Source organism: Streptomyces sp. NPDC059037, assembly GCF_042740015.1.
Taxonomy (GTDB): Bacteria; Actinomycetota; Actinomycetes; order Streptomycetales; family Streptomycetaceae; genus Streptomyces.
The window spans coordinates 1-15,294 of the sequence record NZ_JBHYIG010000244.1 but is presented as its reverse complement, the minus strand read 5'-3'; the positions used below and the strand labels follow the sequence as shown (position 1 = coordinate 15,294).

The window sequence follows — 15,294 nt, the reverse complement described above, 5'->3', positions numbered from 1 at the left end:
GGGCCCCCCCCCCCCCCCCCGGGGCCGCGCCCGGCGGGCCCCCCCCCCCCCGGCGCGTGAGTGCCCTCGCGCCCTTACTTCTTGCGGGCGGTCGCCTTCTTGGCGGTGGTCTTGCGCGCCGTCGACTTCTTCGCGGGCGCCTTCTTGGCGGTGGCCTTCTTGGCCGGCGCGGTCTTCTTCGCCGTGGCCTTCTTCGCCGGCGCGGCCTTCTTCGCCGTCGTCTTCTTGGCCGTGGCCTTCTTGGCCGTCGCCGCCTTCTTGGCGGTGGTCTTCTTCGCCGTGGTCTTCTTCGCCGTCGTCTTCTTGGCGGTGGCCTTCTTGGCGGTGGCGGCCTTCTTCGCCGTCGCCTTCTTGGCGGTGGCCTTCTTGGCCGCGGCCTTCTTGACCGTCGCCGAAGCACCGCCGGTCAGGCTGCCCTTGGGCGCCTTCTTGACCGCGACGTCGTTCTTCGGGAGCTTCTTCGAGCCGCTGACCAGGTCCTTGAAGCCCTGACCCGCGCGGAAGCGCGGAACCGAGGTCTTCTTGACCCGGACGCGCTCCCCGGTCTGCGGGTTGCGGGCGTAACGGGCCGGACGGTCGACCTTCTCGAACGAGCCGAAGCCGGTGACCGAAACGCGGTCTCCGCTGACCACGGCACGGACGACTGCGTCCAGAACCGCGTCCACAGCGTCGGCGGCCTGCTGACGGCCACCCACCTTGTCGGCAATCGCTTCTACGAGCTGCGCCTTGTTCACGTCTTCCCCTTCGGAGACATCGCCCGAGCGTATTCGCCAGGCTTTTTCGCACGTTAGGCAGATATATACCGCAAATCAAACACGAAACGGGCTAATCACCCTTGTGCCGCAACGAACTGGACTGTCCATGAGTTCCTCGAAGGTCCCTCGCAGGCCCGTTGAGCCTTGCCGCTCAGGTGTCTTCGGGGAATCGGCCCTCGTCAGCCTTGTCGAGGTCCGCCATCAATCGCTCCAGACGCCTTGCCGCATCGGCGAGATCGTGTTTGGCCGCGGCCGTAATGACCAGCAGCTTCCGGGTCAGCGCCATCCGTACGCCCTCCGGGACTTGCAGTGCACGCACTCTTGAGTGCGCTTCCTTCAGTTGGTCCGCAACAAGCCCGTAGAGCTCGAGTTGGCTGTCACGTCCCATGCACCGATTGTGCCATCTGGGGCGAGTTGTCGCCTCCGCAGGGGGTAACTACCCACATCCGGCGCCCTCCTGAGGGTACCCGGTCGGACTGAGTACAAGGGGATTTCAAGCCTCTTCTGCCTTCCGCGTCAAGGGAGTTGAGACCACTCGTTCAGGTCATCGGGCTCCTGAAGGACGCGCACACAGAAGTACCCCCAACCGTCCACGATTGGGGGTACGTCAGGGTGTTGCGGGGGTGTCAGACCTGCACGGTCCGCGGCTTGTACGCGGGGCGCCCGGACTCGTACGCGGCGATGTCCGGCTCGTTCTGCAGCGTGATGCTGATGTCGTCCAGGCCGTTCAGGAGCCGCCAGCGGGCGTTCTCGTCGAGCTCGAAGTCGGCGGTGACGCCCTCCGCGCGGACCTGGCGATCCTGCAGGTCAACGGTGATTTCGGCCTGCGGGTCGCGCTCGGTCAGCGCCCACAGCGCGTCCACGACCTTCTGGTCGAGCACGACGGTGAGCAGGCCGTTCTTCAGCGAGTTGCCGCGGAAGATGTCGGCGAAGCGCGAGGAGATGACGGCCTTGAAGCCGTAGTTCTGCAGCGCCCACACGGCGTGCTCGCGGGAGGAGCCCGTGCCGAAGTCGGGACCGGCGACCAGGACCGTGGCGCCCTGGCGTTCGGGCTTGTTCAGGACGAACTCGCCGTCCTTGCGCCAGGCCTCGAAGAGCCCGTCCTCGAACCCGTCCCGGGTGACCTTCTTCAGCCAGTGGGCGGGGATGATCTGGTCGGTGTCGACGTTGCTGCGGCGCAGCGGTACGGCCCGGCCGGTGTGCGTGGTGAAGGCTTCCATGGTTCTCAGACTCCGGCGGTCGCGGGGGTGTCGGACAGGTCCGCGGGCGAGGCGAGATGGCCGGTGACCGCGGTGGCGGCGGCGACCTGCGGGGAGACCAGGTGAGTGCGGCCGCCCTTGCCCTGCCTGCCTTCGAAGTTGCGGTTGGAGGTCGACGCGGAGCGCTCGCCGGGGGCCAGTTGGTCGGGGTTCATGCCCAGGCACATCGAGCAGCCCGCGTGCCGCCATTCGGCGCCCGCGGCGGTGAAGACCTTGTCCAGACCCTCGTCGATGGCCTGCAGGGCGACCCGGACCGAGCCGGGAACGATCAGCATCCGTACGCCGTCGGCGACTTTGCGCCCCTCGACGATGGACGCGGCCGCCCGCAGGTCCTCGATACGGCCGTTGGTGCAGGAACCTACGAAGACCGTGTCGACCTTGATGTCACGCAGCGGCTGCCCGGCGCTCAACCCCATGTATTCCAGGGCCTTTTCGGCGGCGTTGCGCTCCGACTCGTCTTCGTACGAAGCCGGATCGGGGACCTGCGCGGAGAGCGGCGCGCCCTGCCCGGGATTGGTGCCCCAGGTGACGAACGGCGAGAGCGCGGCGGCGTCGATGTACACCTCGGCGTCGAAGACCGCGTCCTCGTCCGTCTTCAGGGTCTTCCAGTACGCGACCGCGGCGTCCCAGTCCGCGCCCTGCGGGGCGTGCGCGCGGCCCTCGATGTAGTCGAAGGTGGTCTGGTCGGGGGCGATCATGCCCGCGCGGGCACCGGCCTCGATCGACATGTTGCAGATGGTCATGCGGGCCTCCATCGAGAGTTTCTCGATGGCGGAGCCCCGGTATTCCAGGATGTAGCCCTGGCCGCCGCCGGTGCCGATCTTCGCGATGATGGCGAGGATCAGGTCCTTGGCGGTGACGCCGTCCGGCAGTTCGCCGTCGACCGTGATGGCCATGGTCTTCGGGCGGGCCAGTGGCAGCGTCTGGGTGGCCAGGACGTGCTCGACCTGGGAGGTGCCGATGCCGAACGCCAGGGCGCCGAAGGCACCGTGCGTGGAGGTGTGCGAGTCACCGCAGACCACGGTGGTGCCCGGCTGGGTCAGGCCCAGCTGCGGTCCCACCACGTGGACGACGCCCTGCTCGACGTCGCCGAGCGAGTGCAGCCGTACGCCGAACTCCGCGCAGTTCTTGCGCAGCGTCTCCAACTGGGCCCGCGAGACCGGGTCCGCGATGGGCTTGTCGATGTCGAGGGTCGGGGTGTTGTGATCCTCGGTCGCGATGGTGAGGTCGAGCCGCCGCACCGGACGGCCGGCCTGCCGGAGGCCGTCGAAGGCCTGCGGGCTCGTCACCTCGTGCAGCAGGTGCAGATCGATGAAGAGGAGGTCGGGCTCGCCTTCGGCGCGCCGGACGACGTGGTCGTCCCAGACCTTCTCCGCGAGTGTCCTACCCATCGCTTTCCCTCCGACCGGCTGTCTTGGGCCGGCCCAACTAGAGAATTGTTCGCCCACGCACGTACCCCTCGTGCCGCGCGTTGGCCGCGTATCCGTTGGTCCGCGGACCGCACCTACAGAGTGACGTGTTCCATGGAAAATTGAACTTGCGTTTCACAGAGTGAGACGCGAGTATCGACGCATGGACAACTCTAGCGGCGTCGGCGTTCTCGACAAGGCGGCTCTCGTCTTGAGCGCCCTGGAGTCCGGTCCGGCCACCCTCGCGGGGTTGGTCGCGGCCACCGGACTCGCACGACCCACGGCACATCGCCTCGCCGTGGCACTGGAACACCACCGGATGGTGGCGCGGGACATGCAGGGCCGTTTCATTCTCGGCCCGCGCCTCGCGGAACTCGCGGCGGCGGCCGGCGAGGACCGTCTGCTCGCCACGGCGGGCCCGGTCCTCACGCATCTGCGTGACGTCACGGGCGAGAGCGCGCAGCTCTACCGCCGCCAGGGCGACATGCGCATCTGCGTCGCGGCCGCCGAGCGCCTCTCGGGCCTGCGGGACACGGTCCCCGTCGGTTCGACGCTCACCATGAAGGCGGGCTCGTCGGCCCAGATCCTGATGGCCTGGGAAGAGCCGGAGCGCCTGCACCGCGGCCTCCAGGGCGCCCGTTTCACGGCCACGGCCCTTTCGGGTGTACGCCGCCGGGGCTGGGCCCAGTCGATCGGCGAGCGGGAGCCGGGCGTCGCGTCCGTCTCCGCGCCCGTGCGCGGCCCCTCGAACCGCGTGGTCGCCGCCGTCTCGGTCTCCGGACCGATCGAGCGCCTGACCCGCCACCCGGGCCGGATGCACGCCCAGGCGGTCATCGACGCGGCAGGACGCCTCTCCGAGGCGCTGCGCCGCACCGGCTGACCCCGCCGGACGCACTCACCGACGCACACAGCCGGAGGGGCCGCCTCAACGCCGCGGCGGCCCCTCCGGCTGTGCTGTTGTGCCCGTGCGGCCTCTCAGGCCGCCTTGAGGCGGTCGGCGGCGCGGTCTCCCCGCCGGCCGACCGGCACCACGCCGATGGCCTTGCCCAGGCCGAACTCCGGCATGTTCACGTACACCGCCTCATGGGCGCCGGCCGGCACGACATACGTCTCGTGCCAGAAGCCGACCTTGCCCTTGCCCTCCCGCATCCTGCGGTTGAAGGCCGACCAGGCGGGCCGGTGCTCCTTGCCCTGATCCGACGCGTAGGCAAGCAGCTTCTCCGGCGACTCCCAGTACTGCACGACGTACAGCACTCGTGGAGCGCCGAGCAGCAGCTGATAGCCCAGCATGCCGATCCCCCGGTCCTTGGACAGCTCCTTGAGCATCCGCGGCATCGCCCGGAAGACCGGCCACCAGCTGCGCACGGCACGGAAGTTGTTGATGCGCATCCCGATGGTGAAGACGGTCACGCCGCCCTGCGCGTCGGCGGTCATGCGCCCTTCGATCGGCTTGCTGCTCATGATGGGTCCCCCTTCAGAGAGCATTGGATAGCTTTGCTATCCATGATTGGATAGTGCCACTCACCAAGTGAAGGCGCAAGGCGTAGGAGAGGACGAGCCGATGAGACTGGCGGAGCTGAGCACACGCAGCGGGGTCTCGACGGCCACGATCAAGTACTACCTGCGCGAGGGACTGCTGCCGCCGGGCCGCCGGATCACGGCGACGCAGTCCGAGTACGACGAGGGCCATCTGCAGCGGCTGCGGCTGGTCCGGGCGCTCATCCAGGTGGGCCGGGTGCCGATCGCGTCGGCCCGCGAGGTGCTCACCGCCCTGGAGGACGAGTCCCTCGACCACAACTCCCGCCTGGGCACGGCGGTATGGGCGCTGCCGCACGGCCCGCAGACCACCGCGGACGATCCGGCGACGGACGCGGCGGGGCACACCGTCGACGCACTGCTCCGGCGGCTCGGCTGGGCGAACGCCCAGGCGTACGGGGCGGATTCGCCGGCGTACCGGATGCTGGTGACGGCGGTCGGCACGCTGTCCCGGCTCGGATACCCGTGCTCCGTCGACGACTTGGCGCCTTACGCCCACTCGGCGGGCCAACTGGCCGTCGCCGACCTGGACTTGGTGGAGCGCTACGAATCGCCCGACGAGCAGCTGGAGGCGGCGGTCGCGCTCACCGTGCTTTACGAGCCGGTGCTGCTCGCGCTGCGCAGGATGGCGCAGGCCGAGGAGTCCAACCGGCGCTACGGCCAGGCGGGTTCGGAGGCGTGACGCGGGAACGACGAAGGGGCCCTCCCTTGCAGGAAGGCCCCTCCATTCGCGTACCCCCGACCGGATTCGAACCGGCGCTACCGCCTTGAGAGGGCGGCGTGCTAGGCCGCTACACAACGGGGGCTAGCTTGTCCATCTGCACTGCTTGTACTGCGCTGGGCTACCAGGACTCGAACCTAGAACAACGGAACCAGAAACCGTCGTGTTGCCAATTACACCATAGCCCACTGGTCTAGACCAGCTAGACCTTGCGTACCCCCGACCGGATTCGAACCGGCGCTACCGCCTTGAGAGGGCGGCGTGCTAGGCCGCTACACAACGGGGGCCCTAGCGATCCTGCATCGGCGGCAGTGGGTGCGACCCGGACTGCTTCCATGGGAAGGATCTGTACCCCCGACCGGATTCGAACCGGCGCTACTGCCTTGAGAGGGCAGCGTGCTAGGCCGCTACACAACGGGGGCGTTGCAGATAAGCTCTGCGAGCTGGCCTACCAGGACTCGAACCTAGACTAACGGAACCAGAAACCGTCGTGCTGCCAATTACACCATAGGCCATCGAGACGCAACCCCTTGCGGGAGTTTTGCTTCGACTTACGCTTCCCTGCCGGACCTTTCGGCCTTCTCGGGCGGCGCAGGAAGAACATTACCCGAAGGTGGACGGCGCTCCAAAACGGGTATCGGCGCGGAGCAGCGGCGGCAGCTCGGTGAGCCGCGTGATGCGGTGGACGCCCGACGGGCCTTCCTGGGCTGCGCTGTTGCGGTCGAGCCAGATCCCGACGAGACCCGCGTCCCGCGCGCCCCTCGCGTCGATCTCCGGCTGGTCCCCTACGTAGGCGATCTCCTCCGGCGCAAGACCCATCGTCGTACAGACCGCGTGGAAGGCCTCGGCCGCGGGCTTGGAGACGCCGAGTTCGGCGGCGCACAGGACGGACTCGAAGCGGTCGCGCACGCCCAGGACCCGCAGCTTGCGGTCCTGGACGACCAGGGCGGAGTTGGAGAGGACCGCGTGGCGGTAGTCGTCGGCGAGGGCGTCCAGGACGGGCACGGTGTCGGGGAAGAGGGCCCAGGCGGATTCGTAGTGGCCCACATAGCGGTCGAACCAGGCGTCGGCGTCCGCGTCGTCCAGGGCGGGTGTGTCGAGGAACTCACGTACCCGGTCGCGGCGCTGGTCCTGGAAGTCCCGCAGGCCCTCGCTGAAGCGCGCCCAGTGGCGGTGGGTGATCTCACGCCAGAGCGTCAGCGCACGCTCGGCCGACCCGAACCGCTGCAGGAGCCCCTCGGCGGCGAGGTGCGCGTGCATGCCGGCGGAGTCGGCCTGCGCGTAATCGAAGATCGTGTCGTCTACGTCCCAGACCACGGCTTTGATCGGCATGTTCTGAACGTACGCGAAGGGCCCGGGAGCCGTGGTGGCTTCCGGGCCCTTCGGGGTGTGCGGATCAGGCTGCGAGCTTCGTCAGGGCCGCGTCGATGCGGGACAGGGACTTCTCCTTGCCCAGGATCTCCAGGGACTCGAAGAGCGGCAGGCCGACCGTGCGGCCGGTGACGGCCACGCGGACCGGGGCCTGGGCCTTGCCGAGCTTCAGGCCGTGCTCCTCGCCGGCGGCCAGGACGGCCTCCTTGAGGGACTCGGGGGAGGTCCAGTCGGCGGCCTCGAGCTTGGCGCGGGCCGTCGTCAGGAGCGCGGCCGGGTCGCCCTTGCCCATGGCCTTCGTCCAGGACGCCTCGTCCTCGACGGGCGCGTCGAGGAAGAGGAAGTCCACGTTCTCCGTGATCTCGGAGAGCACCTTGATACGGGTCTGGGCGTGCGGGGCGATGGCCTCCCAGGCCGCCTGGTCGAACGCCTCGGGGGCCCAGTTGGCGTGCGGGGCCTTCAGCCAGGGCTCGCAGGCCTCGGCGAAGGTCTTCACGTCCAGCATGCGGATGTGGTCGGCGTTGATCGCCTCGGCCTTCTTCAGGTCGAAGCGGGCCGGGTTGGCGTTCACGTCCGCGAGGTCGAACTTGGCGACCATGTCGGAGATCGAGAAGACGTCCTGGTCCGCGGAGAACGACCAGCCCAGGAGGGAGAGATAGTTGAGCAGGCCCTCCGGGAGGAAACCGCGCTCCCTGTAGAGGTTGAGCGACGCCTGGGGGTCGCGCTTGCTCAGCTTCTTGTTGCCCTCGCCCATGACGTACGGCAGGTGCCCGAACTCGGGGATGCCCTTGGCGATGCCCAGCTCGATCAGCGCCTTGTAGAGGGCGATCTGGCGGGGCGTGGAGGAGAGCAGGTCCTCGCCGCGCAGGACGTGGGTGATCTCCATCAGGGCGTCGTCGACCGGGTTGACGAGCGTGTAGAGCGGGGCGCCGTTCGCGCGGATGATGCCGTAGTCCGTGACGTTCTCCGCCTGGACCGTGATGTCGCCGCGGACCAGGTCGGTGAAGGTGGTGGCCTCGTCCGGCATCCGGAAGCGCACGATGTGCTTGCGGCCCTCGGCCTCGTAGGCCTCGATCTGCGCGGCGGTCAGGTCGCGGCAGTGGCCGTCGTAGCCGGACGGCTTGCCGGCGGCGCGGGCGGCCTCGCGGCGGGTGTCCAGCTCCTCGGTGGTGCAGTAGCAGGGGTAGGCGTAGCCGCCGTCCCGGAGCTTCTGTGCCACGTCCTGGTAGATGTCCATGCGCTGCGACTGGCGGTACGGCGCGTGCGGGCCGCCGACCTCGGGGCCCTCGTCCCAGTCGAAGCCCAGCCAGCGCATCGAGTCCAGGAGCTGCTCGTAGGACTCCTCGGAGTCGCGAGCCGCGTCGGTGTCCTCGATGCGGAAGACCAGGGTGCCCTCGTTGTGCCGGGCGAACGCCCAGTTGAAGAGGGCGGTGCGGACCAGGCCCACGTGGGGGTTGCCGGTCGGGGAGGGACAGAAACGTACGCGTACGTTCGTCGCGTTAGCCACGCTTGATCACCTTGTTGGTGAGAGTGCCGATGCGTTCGATGGTGACGGCGACCTCGTCGCCGACGTTGAGGGGGCCGACCCCTGCCGGGGTGCCCGTGAGGATGACGTCGCCGGGGAGCAGCGTCATGGCCTCGGTGATGTTCACGATCAGGTCCTCGATGGAGTGGACCATCTCGCTGGTGCGGCCGAGCTGGCGCTGCTCGCCGTTGACCGTGCACTGGATCGTGAGGTCGTTGGCCGCGGCCAGGTCGATGTCCGTCTCCACCCAGGGGCCGAGCGGGCAGGCGCTGTCGAAGCCCTTGGCGCGGGCCCACTGCTTCTCGCGGCGCTGCACGTCACGGGCCGTGACGTCGTTGGCGCAGGTGTAGCCGAAGATCACGTCCTTGACGCGTTCGCGCGGGACCTCGCGGCACATGCGGCCGATGACCACGGCCAGCTCGGCCTCGTGGTGCAGCTCCTCGGAGAAGGGCGGGTACGCGATGGCGTCGCCGGAGCCGATCATCGAGGTCGCGGGCTTGAAGAAGGCGAACGGGACGTCGGGGACGTCGCTGCCGAGCTCCTTCGCGTGCTCCGCGTAGTTGCGGCCGAATGCCACGATCTTGTGACCGATGACGGGGGGCAGCAGCCGGACCTTGCCGAGCGGGACCTTGACACCGCTCAGCTCGAACTCGGCGACGTACGGGCTGCCCTTGATGATGTCGACGACTAGCTCGTCGGGCTTGTCACCCTCGACCGCGCCGAAGGCGACGTTGCCGTCGATGGAGAACCTGGCGATGCGCACGTGAGCCTTGGCCCCTTGATGAATGTGGGTGGAGTCTGACGCTCCAGGCTAACGGCCCCGCCTGATCGCCGCTGCGCAAGCTCGTCCGCAAACGCCGGACGGGCTGACTGCCTCAGACGCCGGCCGGGGTGAATGCCTCCGGCGCGTCCATCAGGACGGTGCGCCTGGGGTTCGCCGTCTGCGTCGGGAGTTCCAGCGCGTGCTCCGGCTGCTCGGGGGCCGCCTGGAACTCGTCGGCGTCCGTGAGGTGGGCCAGCGTGGTGCGGCGCGGGTTGGCTATGTTGCGGAACATCGCCGACTTCACAGTCTTCATCTGTTGTTCAGGCCTTGTCAGTTGGGGCGTCGCGGGGTGGACGCGGGTTGTCGGATTCGCCATCCCTGTAAAGCGTCAGGCTAAACATCCAATTCCCGGCCAAAGTCCTTTTGAGGCCATGATCTTGATGTGAGTTTGCTCACGAGCTAGCGGGCAAAAGGGTCAATTCCGGCCCGTGAAGGCCCTGTTGGAATCGGACATTCAGCCATTGAAGGCATCATTCCGCTCCCGATCATGAAGACTGGGACACCCCCCACCCGTAGGTGTTGTGCCGTTAATGGACCTTTTTGCCCCGGATAACGTTCTACATCTCGTGACGCCCCACTCACGCCCTGTCACGGAGAGCCCGGCGCGACACACGGGCCTTGTTGGAGATCCTGCACTGTGCTGGAATTCCCGGGACCGCCGCGGGATCGAACCGGCGCGCAGGGGCGCAACGCAGCGCCGAGTGGCGGCGGGAAAGGGGAGCAGCGCCGGCTCACTCACGACCACCATGGGGCGCGCTCAGTGCCCCACGACGCCGACACCGTCCGTCCGTTCATGCGGAAGGACGCCTGGTCCAGAGGTTGCGACGCTAGTGCAGGGACGTTTCAAGAGGGATGGCAGCAGCGCTGCGGCAGAGCCGGAGCGCGGCGGGACCGACCGCGGCTCCTCGGCCCAGCACGCCCAGAACCCCGGACCGGTGCCGTCCGGCGACAGCGGCGCGGGCGCCGCACGCCCAGCGGGTGGCGGCAGTCTGCCCCCGGCCGCGGCGAAGGCGAGCGGTTCGTCGGGCGGCAAGTCGCCCAGCGGGCCCGGCTCGCGAATAGCCCTGCGCAACTGGCGCATCTCCACCCGCCTGGTCTCGCTGCTCGCGCTCCCCGTGATCACCGCGACCTCCCTCGGCGCGCTTCGTATCAACGAGTCGATGGACGAGATCCAGCAGCTCGACAACATGAAGCTGCTGACCGACATGACCAAGCAGGCCACCGAGCTGGCCTCCGCGCTCCAGGAGGAGCGCGACCGCTCGGCAGGTCCCCTCGCGCACGGCGCGAAGTCCTCGGACTACGTGGTCAAGGGCGCCCGGCAGAAGACCGACCGCGCCTACAACCGCTTCCTCCAGGGGACGCAGGACCTCGACGACACCGAGGGCGACAAGGGTCTGCTCGGCGTCCGGGCGAACACCGTCGAGATCACCCAGCAGCTCCAGAAGATCAACGACGTACGCAAGAACGCGTACAAGGACCCGACCTCGACGTCCCAGACGGTCGACGCCTACAGCCAGCTCATCGAGCAGCTGCTCGCGCTCTCCTCGGACATGGCGCAGGCGACCAGCAACCCGGACATGATCCAGCGCACTCGTGCGCTCACGGCGTTCTCCTCCGCCAAGGAGTACGCATCGGTGCAGCGCGCGATCATCGCGGCCGCGCTGCCCGCGGGTGACTCCGCGTTCGGCAAGATCTCCGAGACCGACCGGCGCTACGGCTTCTCCGCGCTCGACAAGGAGAACTCCGAGCTGGACGCCTTCAAGGGCATCTACGCCGGTAACCCCGACGAGCTCACCAAGCCCATCGACGGCGGCAACGCCTCCATCAAGGGCGCCGACTCCTACGCCAAGCGCGTGCTTGAGCAGGAGGGCGGCATCAAGCTTCAGGACAAGCGGTCGTACAAGGACTGGGTCGACAACGACACCACCAAGATCGACGCGATGTCCAAGATCGAGCTCACGCTGCTCAACGAGATGGAGCAGAAGGCCCGCGAGCTGCGCAACGAGTCCGAGCAGACGGCCATCCTCAACGGTGCGCTGATCCTGCTCGTGCTCGGTGTCTCGCTCGTCGGCGCCTTCGTCGTGGCCCGGTCCATGATCCGCTCGCTGCGGCGGCTGCAGGACACCGCGACCAAGGTCGCCCAGGACCGTCTGCCCGAGCTGGTCAAGCAGCTCTCGGAGTCGGACCCGCAGGACGTCGACACCTCCGTCGAGTCCGTCGGTGTGCACTCCCGGGACGAGATCGGCCAGGTGGCCGCGGCCTTCGACGACGTGCACCGCGAGGCCGTCCGCCTCGCCGCCGAGCAGGCCCTCCTGCGAGGCAACGTCAACGCGATGTTCACCAACCTCTCGCGCCGCTCGCAGGGTCTTATCCAGCGTCAGCTGTCTCTCATTTCCGAGCTGGAGTCGCGCGAGGCTGATCCTGATCAGCTGTCGTCGCTGTTCAAGCTCGACCACCTCGCGACCCGCATGCGCCGTAACGGTGAGAACCTCCTCGTTCTCGCCGGTGAAGAGCCCGGTCGCCGGTGGACCCGGCCCGTCCCGCTCGTCGACGTGCTCCGTGCCGCCGCCTCCGAGGTGGAGCAGTACGAGCGCATCGAGCTCGCCTCGGTGCCGACCACCGAGGTCGCCGGCCGCGTCGTCAACGACCTCGTGCACCTGCTCGCCGAGCTGCTCGAGAACGCCACCTCCTTCTCGTCCCCGCAGACGAAGGTCAAGGTCACCGGTCACGCGCTGCCCGACGGCCGTGTGCTGATCGAGATCCACGACACCGGTATCGGTCTGTCGCCCGAGGACCTCGCGGCGATCAACGAGCGGCTCGCGTCGCCGCCCACCGTGGACGTCTCGGTCTCGCGCCGCATGGGTCTGTTCGTGGTCGGTCGTCTGTCGCAGCGTCACGGCATCCGCATCCAGCTCCGTCCGTCCGACTCCGGTGGTACGACCGCGCTGGTCATGCTGCCCGTCGATGTCGCCCAGGGCGGCAAGAAGGCTCCGGGCAAGCCCGGTGGCCCCGGTCAGGTCGGCGGCCCGGCCGCAGCGCAGGCCGCCGGCGGTGTCGCCGCCGCGCGTCGCGGTGTCGGCGCCGGGAACGGCGGACCCGGTCAGGGCGGTGGCCCTGCCGGTTCGGCCGGACGGCTCGGTGCGAGTGCGCCGCGTGGCCAGGTCGGCGCGGGAGCGGGGCCGCGTGCCGCGCTGCCGTCGCGGGACTCGGGTCCGGGCCAGGGGCCGCGGACCGGTTCGCCTTCCGCTCCCGTGGGGCCGACGGGCTCCCAGCAGGGTGCCGGCGGCAGTCTCTTCGGGGGTCGGCCGGATGCCGGTCGTGGGGCGGGCTCGGGGCCGCAGCCTCCCGTGCCCCAGCAGCGTACGAATCCGGTGAACCCCGCGGGGAACGTTCCGAACCCCGCGGGCGCCTCCAACGACGCCGGTGACCAGGGCCGCAGGCCCCAGCTGCCGCCGCGCGGAGGGCCGCGTGCCGAGCTTCCGGGTGGCAACCCGCAGCCGCGCGTGCCCAGTTGGAGCGACGAGAACGCGCAGCCGCAGGTCTCGCGCGAGCCGTTCGACGCCCCGCGCGGTCACGAGGAGCCGGAGTCCACCGGCCAGTTCCCGCAGCCGACCGCCGGTGGCGCGACGCAGGGTCCTGGTGCGACCGCGGAGTTCGCGCGTCCCGACTTCAACGGGCCGCCGCCCGGCGCCGGTTCGCCGTCCGGCGCGGGCCAGCAGAACCAGCAGGGCACCGGTCAGTTCGTGCGTCCCGATGTCTTCGGTGGCCAGGATGCCTCCGGCACGGGTCAGTTCGAGCGGCCCGGCACCAGCGCGCCGCGCCGGGGTCCGGGGCAGGGCGGTCCGAGCCAGGGCCAGGGCGGTCCCGGTCAGGGCGGCGGTCAGCTCGGCGTTCCGCCGCAGCCTCCGCAGTCCCAGCAGCCTTCGCAGCCCCAGCAGCCTTCACAGTCCCAGCAGCCTTCACAGTCCCAGCAGCCTTCACAGCCGCAGCAGCCTCAGCTGCCCGCCCGGTCGCAGCAGCCTCAGCAGCCCGTGCAGCCCACGCAGCCCGACGAGCTGCCGCCCGCCGGTCCCGGCGACGGCCGCACGCCGCTGTTCGACACGCTGGAGACCAACTGGTTCCAGCAGCAGCAGGAGCAGCAGGCCCAGCGGTCCGGTGGCGCCCCGCAGTCCGGTGGCAACCGTCCCGCCGAGCCGGCCGCCCCGGAGCAGCCGCGGCGCCCGCAGCGGCCCCAGCCCTCGTCGCCGCCGCCCTCGCGGCCGCAGTCCCAGCAGCCGCAGTCCCCGGCCGGTCCCCCACGACCGGCCGCCGCACCCGCCGGCAACCAGGCCGGCGGTGGCGGCAACAGCGCCAACGTCACGAACGGCAGCAGCGCCGCCTGGCGCACCTCGCCGAACGACGAACTGGGCCGCCAGGCCGAGCGCGTCCGGCAGCCGTCCGCCGGTGGCGTCACCACATCCGGCCTGCCGCGCCGCGTCCCGCGAGCCAACCTCGTCGCGGGCACGGCACAGCAGCAGCAGGACAGCACAGGTCCGCAGGTCTCGCGTGCGCCCGACGACGTACGCGGCCGGCTGACCAATCTCCGTCGGGGCATCCAGCAGGGTCGCCAGGCCGGTACCGGCCAGACCGGCAGCTTCCCCACTCACCAGCAGGAGCGTTAGTTGAGTCCGATGAGCCAGGCGGCACAGAATCTGAACTGGTTGATCACCAACTTCGTGGACAACACCCCCGGGGTGTCCCACACCGTCGTGGTGTCCGCGGACGGGCTCCTTCTGGCGATGTCCGAAGGCTTCCCGCGTGACCGCGCCGACCAGCTCGCCGCGGTCGCGTCGGGGCTCACCTCACTGACCGCCGGCGCCTCCCGGATCTTCGAGGGCGGCACCGTCACCCAGACCGTGGTCGAGATGGAGCGGGGGTTCCTTTTCATCATGTCCGTGTCCGACGGTTCGTCGCTGGCCGTGCTCGCACACCCCGAGTGCGACATCGGCCTCGTCGGCTACGAGATGGCGCTCCTCGTCGACCGTGCGGGCGCTGTCCTCACCCCCGACCTCCGCGCCGAACTGCAGGGCAGCCTGCTCCACTAGATCGCCCCATCGGCCGCCCCACCGACCGAACGTACTGACCAACCGTCCGGCCGCCACTGGTGCCCCCCACCGGCTCTATTCGACGGCACGCAGACCACCTGCTGTCCCGCCCGGAGGATCCATGACCCCGCCCAACGCCTCTCACGACCCGTACGGCTCGCAAGCCTCGTACGGCATGGAAGGCGACCAGCCGCTGGTGCGTCCATACGCGATGACCGGCGGCCGGACCAGGCCCCGCTACCAGCTCGCGATAGAGGCGCTGGTGAGCACGACGGCCGACCCGGCCCAGCTGATGGGGCTGCTCCCCGAGCACCAGCGGATCTGCCACCTGTGCCGCGAGGTCAAGTCGGTGGCCGAGGTCTCGGCTCTGCTCTCCATGCCGCTCGGCGTGGCCCGCATCCTCGTGGCCGACCTGGCCGAGGCCGGGCTCGTCGCCATTCACCAGCCCGGCGGCGACGAGAACGCCGGCGGCCAGCCAGACGTGACACTGCTCGAAAGGGTGCTCAGTGGACTTCGCAAGCTCTAGCAGCGGAGCAAAAGACCGCTCCACCACGTCCGCAAAGATCGTGGTGGCGGGCGGCTTCGGTGTCGGCAAGACCACGTTCGTAGGCGCCGTCTCCGAGATCAACCCGCTGCGCACCGAGGCCGTCATGACGTCCGCGTCCGCGGGCATCGACGACCTCACCCACACCGGAGACAAGACCACCACCACGGTGGCGATGGACTTCGGCCGCATCACCCTGGACCAGGACCTGATCCTGTACCTCTTCGGTACGCCCGGTCAGGACCGCTTCTGGTTCATGTGGGACGA

General features: G+C 69.4%; 15 protein-coding genes and 5 tRNA genes. 6 read left to right on the top strand and 14 right to left on the bottom strand.

The features are described 5' to 3' along the window. Positions 1-74 precede the first annotated feature (74 nt). From ACFWY6_RS35210 to leuC, 4 genes are all read right to left on the bottom strand, one after another. Complete coding sequence (locus ACFWY6_RS35210) at positions 75-734, bottom strand: HU family DNA-binding protein (protein WP_266871079.1); 660 nt, start codon at positions 732-734, stop codon at positions 75-77. A 172-nt stretch (positions 735-906) separates the two neighbouring features. Continuing rightward, positions 907-1,143 carry a hypothetical protein gene (locus ACFWY6_RS35205; RefSeq protein ID WP_266871078.1) on the bottom strand — a complete coding sequence of 79 codons (237 nt, stop codon included), beginning with the start codon at positions 1,141-1,143 and terminating at the stop codon, positions 907-909. 238 nt (positions 1,144-1,381) lie between these two features. Beyond that, positions 1,382-1,975: a 3-isopropylmalate dehydratase small subunit gene (gene leuD / locus ACFWY6_RS35200; protein WP_360773480.1), complete on the bottom strand. Its 594-nt coding sequence runs from the start codon at positions 1,973-1,975 to the stop codon at positions 1,382-1,384. Positions 1,976-1,980: 5 nt separating this feature from the next. Continuing rightward, positions 1,981-3,405: a 3-isopropylmalate dehydratase large subunit gene (gene leuC, locus ACFWY6_RS35195; protein WP_384699360.1), complete on the bottom strand. Its 1,425-nt coding sequence runs from the start codon at positions 3,403-3,405 to the stop codon at positions 1,981-1,983. Between the two features lie 181 nt (positions 3,406-3,586). Here leuC and ndgR point away from each other — a divergent pair, with 181 nt between their 5' ends. Further along, positions 3,587-4,303 carry an IclR family transcriptional regulator NdgR gene (gene ndgR / locus ACFWY6_RS35190; protein ID WP_010984119.1) on the top strand — a complete coding sequence of 239 codons (717 nt, stop codon included), beginning with the start codon at positions 3,587-3,589 and terminating at the stop codon, positions 4,301-4,303. 95 nt (positions 4,304-4,398) lie between these two features. On the opposite strand, the gene ACFWY6_RS35185 is transcribed toward ndgR, so the two are convergent. Continuing rightward, positions 4,399-4,884: a DUF4188 domain-containing protein gene (locus ACFWY6_RS35185; RefSeq protein ID WP_384699357.1), complete on the bottom strand. Its 486-nt coding sequence runs from the start codon at positions 4,882-4,884 to the stop codon at positions 4,399-4,401. Positions 4,885-4,984: 100 nt separating this feature from the next. On the opposite strand from ACFWY6_RS35185, the gene ACFWY6_RS35180 reads away from it, so the two are divergent. Continuing rightward, positions 4,985-5,641, top strand: a complete 657-nt coding sequence (locus ACFWY6_RS35180) for a MerR family transcriptional regulator (protein ID WP_384699354.1) — start codon at positions 4,985-4,987, stop codon at positions 5,639-5,641. Between the two features lie 51 nt (positions 5,642-5,692). On the opposite strand, the gene ACFWY6_RS35175 is transcribed toward ACFWY6_RS35180, so the two are convergent. The 9 genes from ACFWY6_RS35175 to ACFWY6_RS35135 form a co-directional block, all read right to left on the bottom strand. After that, positions 5,693-5,765 (bottom strand) — tRNA-Glu (locus ACFWY6_RS35175). Between the two features lie 31 nt (positions 5,766-5,796). Continuing rightward, positions 5,797-5,868, bottom strand: a tRNA-Gln gene (locus ACFWY6_RS35170). A gap of 26 nt (positions 5,869-5,894) precedes the next feature. Further along, positions 5,895-5,967 (bottom strand) — tRNA-Glu (locus ACFWY6_RS35165). A 62-nt stretch (positions 5,968-6,029) separates the two neighbouring features. After that, positions 6,030-6,102, bottom strand: a tRNA-Glu gene (locus tag ACFWY6_RS35160). A 21-nt stretch (positions 6,103-6,123) separates the two neighbouring features. Continuing rightward, positions 6,124-6,195 (bottom strand) — tRNA-Gln (locus ACFWY6_RS35155). A gap of 88 nt (positions 6,196-6,283) precedes the next feature. Then, complete coding sequence (locus ACFWY6_RS35150) at positions 6,284-7,012, bottom strand: HAD family hydrolase (protein ID WP_384699351.1); 729 nt, start codon at positions 7,010-7,012, stop codon at positions 6,284-6,286. Positions 7,013-7,076: 64 nt separating this feature from the next. Beyond that, on the bottom strand, positions 7,077-8,558 hold the full coding sequence (gltX, locus tag ACFWY6_RS35145) for a glutamate--tRNA ligase (RefSeq protein WP_384699348.1): 1,482 nt from the start codon (positions 8,556-8,558) through the stop codon (positions 7,077-7,079). Further along, positions 8,551-9,339 (bottom strand): fumarylacetoacetate hydrolase family protein, encoded by a 789-nt coding sequence (locus ACFWY6_RS35140; protein WP_360773498.1) that lies wholly within the window; start codon positions 9,337-9,339, stop codon positions 8,551-8,553. The genes gltX and ACFWY6_RS35140 overlap by 8 nt, the downstream gene beginning before the upstream one ends. Positions 9,340-9,451: 112 nt before the next feature. Then, the gene (locus ACFWY6_RS35135; protein ID WP_384699344.1) at positions 9,452-9,652 is read right to left on the bottom strand and encodes a hypothetical protein; all 201 of its coding nucleotides are present in this window, start codon (positions 9,650-9,652) and stop codon (positions 9,452-9,454) included. A gap of 577 nt (positions 9,653-10,229) precedes the next feature. Between ACFWY6_RS35135 and ACFWY6_RS35130 the strand changes: the two genes are divergently transcribed. The 4 genes from ACFWY6_RS35130 to ACFWY6_RS35115 form a co-directional block, all read left to right on the top strand. Next, positions 10,230-14,060, top strand: a complete 3,831-nt coding sequence (locus ACFWY6_RS35130; protein ID WP_384699341.1) for a nitrate- and nitrite sensing domain-containing protein — start codon at positions 10,230-10,232, stop codon at positions 14,058-14,060. Between the two features lie 9 nt (positions 14,061-14,069). Next, on the top strand, positions 14,070-14,483 hold the full coding sequence (locus ACFWY6_RS35125; RefSeq protein ID WP_030787430.1) for a roadblock/LC7 domain-containing protein: 414 nt from the start codon (positions 14,070-14,072) through the stop codon (positions 14,481-14,483). A 121-nt stretch (positions 14,484-14,604) separates the two neighbouring features. Beyond that, positions 14,605-15,009, top strand: a complete 405-nt coding sequence (locus tag ACFWY6_RS35120; protein WP_135330730.1) for a DUF742 domain-containing protein — start codon at positions 14,605-14,607, stop codon at positions 15,007-15,009. Then, positions 14,990-15,294, top strand: a 305-nt coding sequence (locus ACFWY6_RS35115) for an ATP/GTP-binding protein (protein WP_384699337.1), incomplete at its 3' end; no start/stop codon positions are given. The genes ACFWY6_RS35120 and ACFWY6_RS35115, both read left to right, overlap by 20 nt.

Coding starts and splice junctions, on each gene's coding strand:
- leuD (WP_360773480.1), bottom strand. CDS start 1,975: ATGGAAGCCTTCACCACGCACACCGGCCGGGCCGTACCGCTGCGCCGC.
- ndgR (WP_010984119.1), top strand. CDS start 3,587: ATGGACAACTCTAGCGGCGTCGGCGTTCTCGACAAGGCGGCTCTCGTC.
- ACFWY6_RS35150 (WP_384699351.1), bottom strand. CDS start 7,012: ATGCCGATCAAAGCCGTGGTCTGGGACGTAGACGACACGATCTTCGAT.
- ACFWY6_RS35135 (WP_384699344.1), bottom strand. CDS start 9,652: ATGAAGACTGTGAAGTCGGCGATGTTCCGCAACATAGCCAACCCGCGC.
- ACFWY6_RS35125 (WP_030787430.1), top strand. CDS start 14,070: ATGAGCCAGGCGGCACAGAATCTGAACTGGTTGATCACCAACTTCGTG.
- ACFWY6_RS35185 (WP_384699357.1), bottom strand. CDS start 4,884: ATGAGCAGCAAGCCGATCGAAGGGCGCATGACCGCCGACGCGCAGGGC.
- leuC (WP_384699360.1), bottom strand. CDS start 3,405: ATGGGTAGGACACTCGCGGAGAAGGTCTGGGACGACCACGTCGTCCGG.
- ACFWY6_RS35180 (WP_384699354.1), top strand. CDS start 4,985: ATGAGACTGGCGGAGCTGAGCACACGCAGCGGGGTCTCGACGGCCACG.
- ACFWY6_RS35205 (WP_266871078.1), bottom strand. CDS start 1,143: ATGGGACGTGACAGCCAACTCGAGCTCTACGGGCTTGTTGCGGACCAA.
- ACFWY6_RS35120 (WP_135330730.1), top strand. CDS start 14,605: ATGACCCCGCCCAACGCCTCTCACGACCCGTACGGCTCGCAAGCCTCG.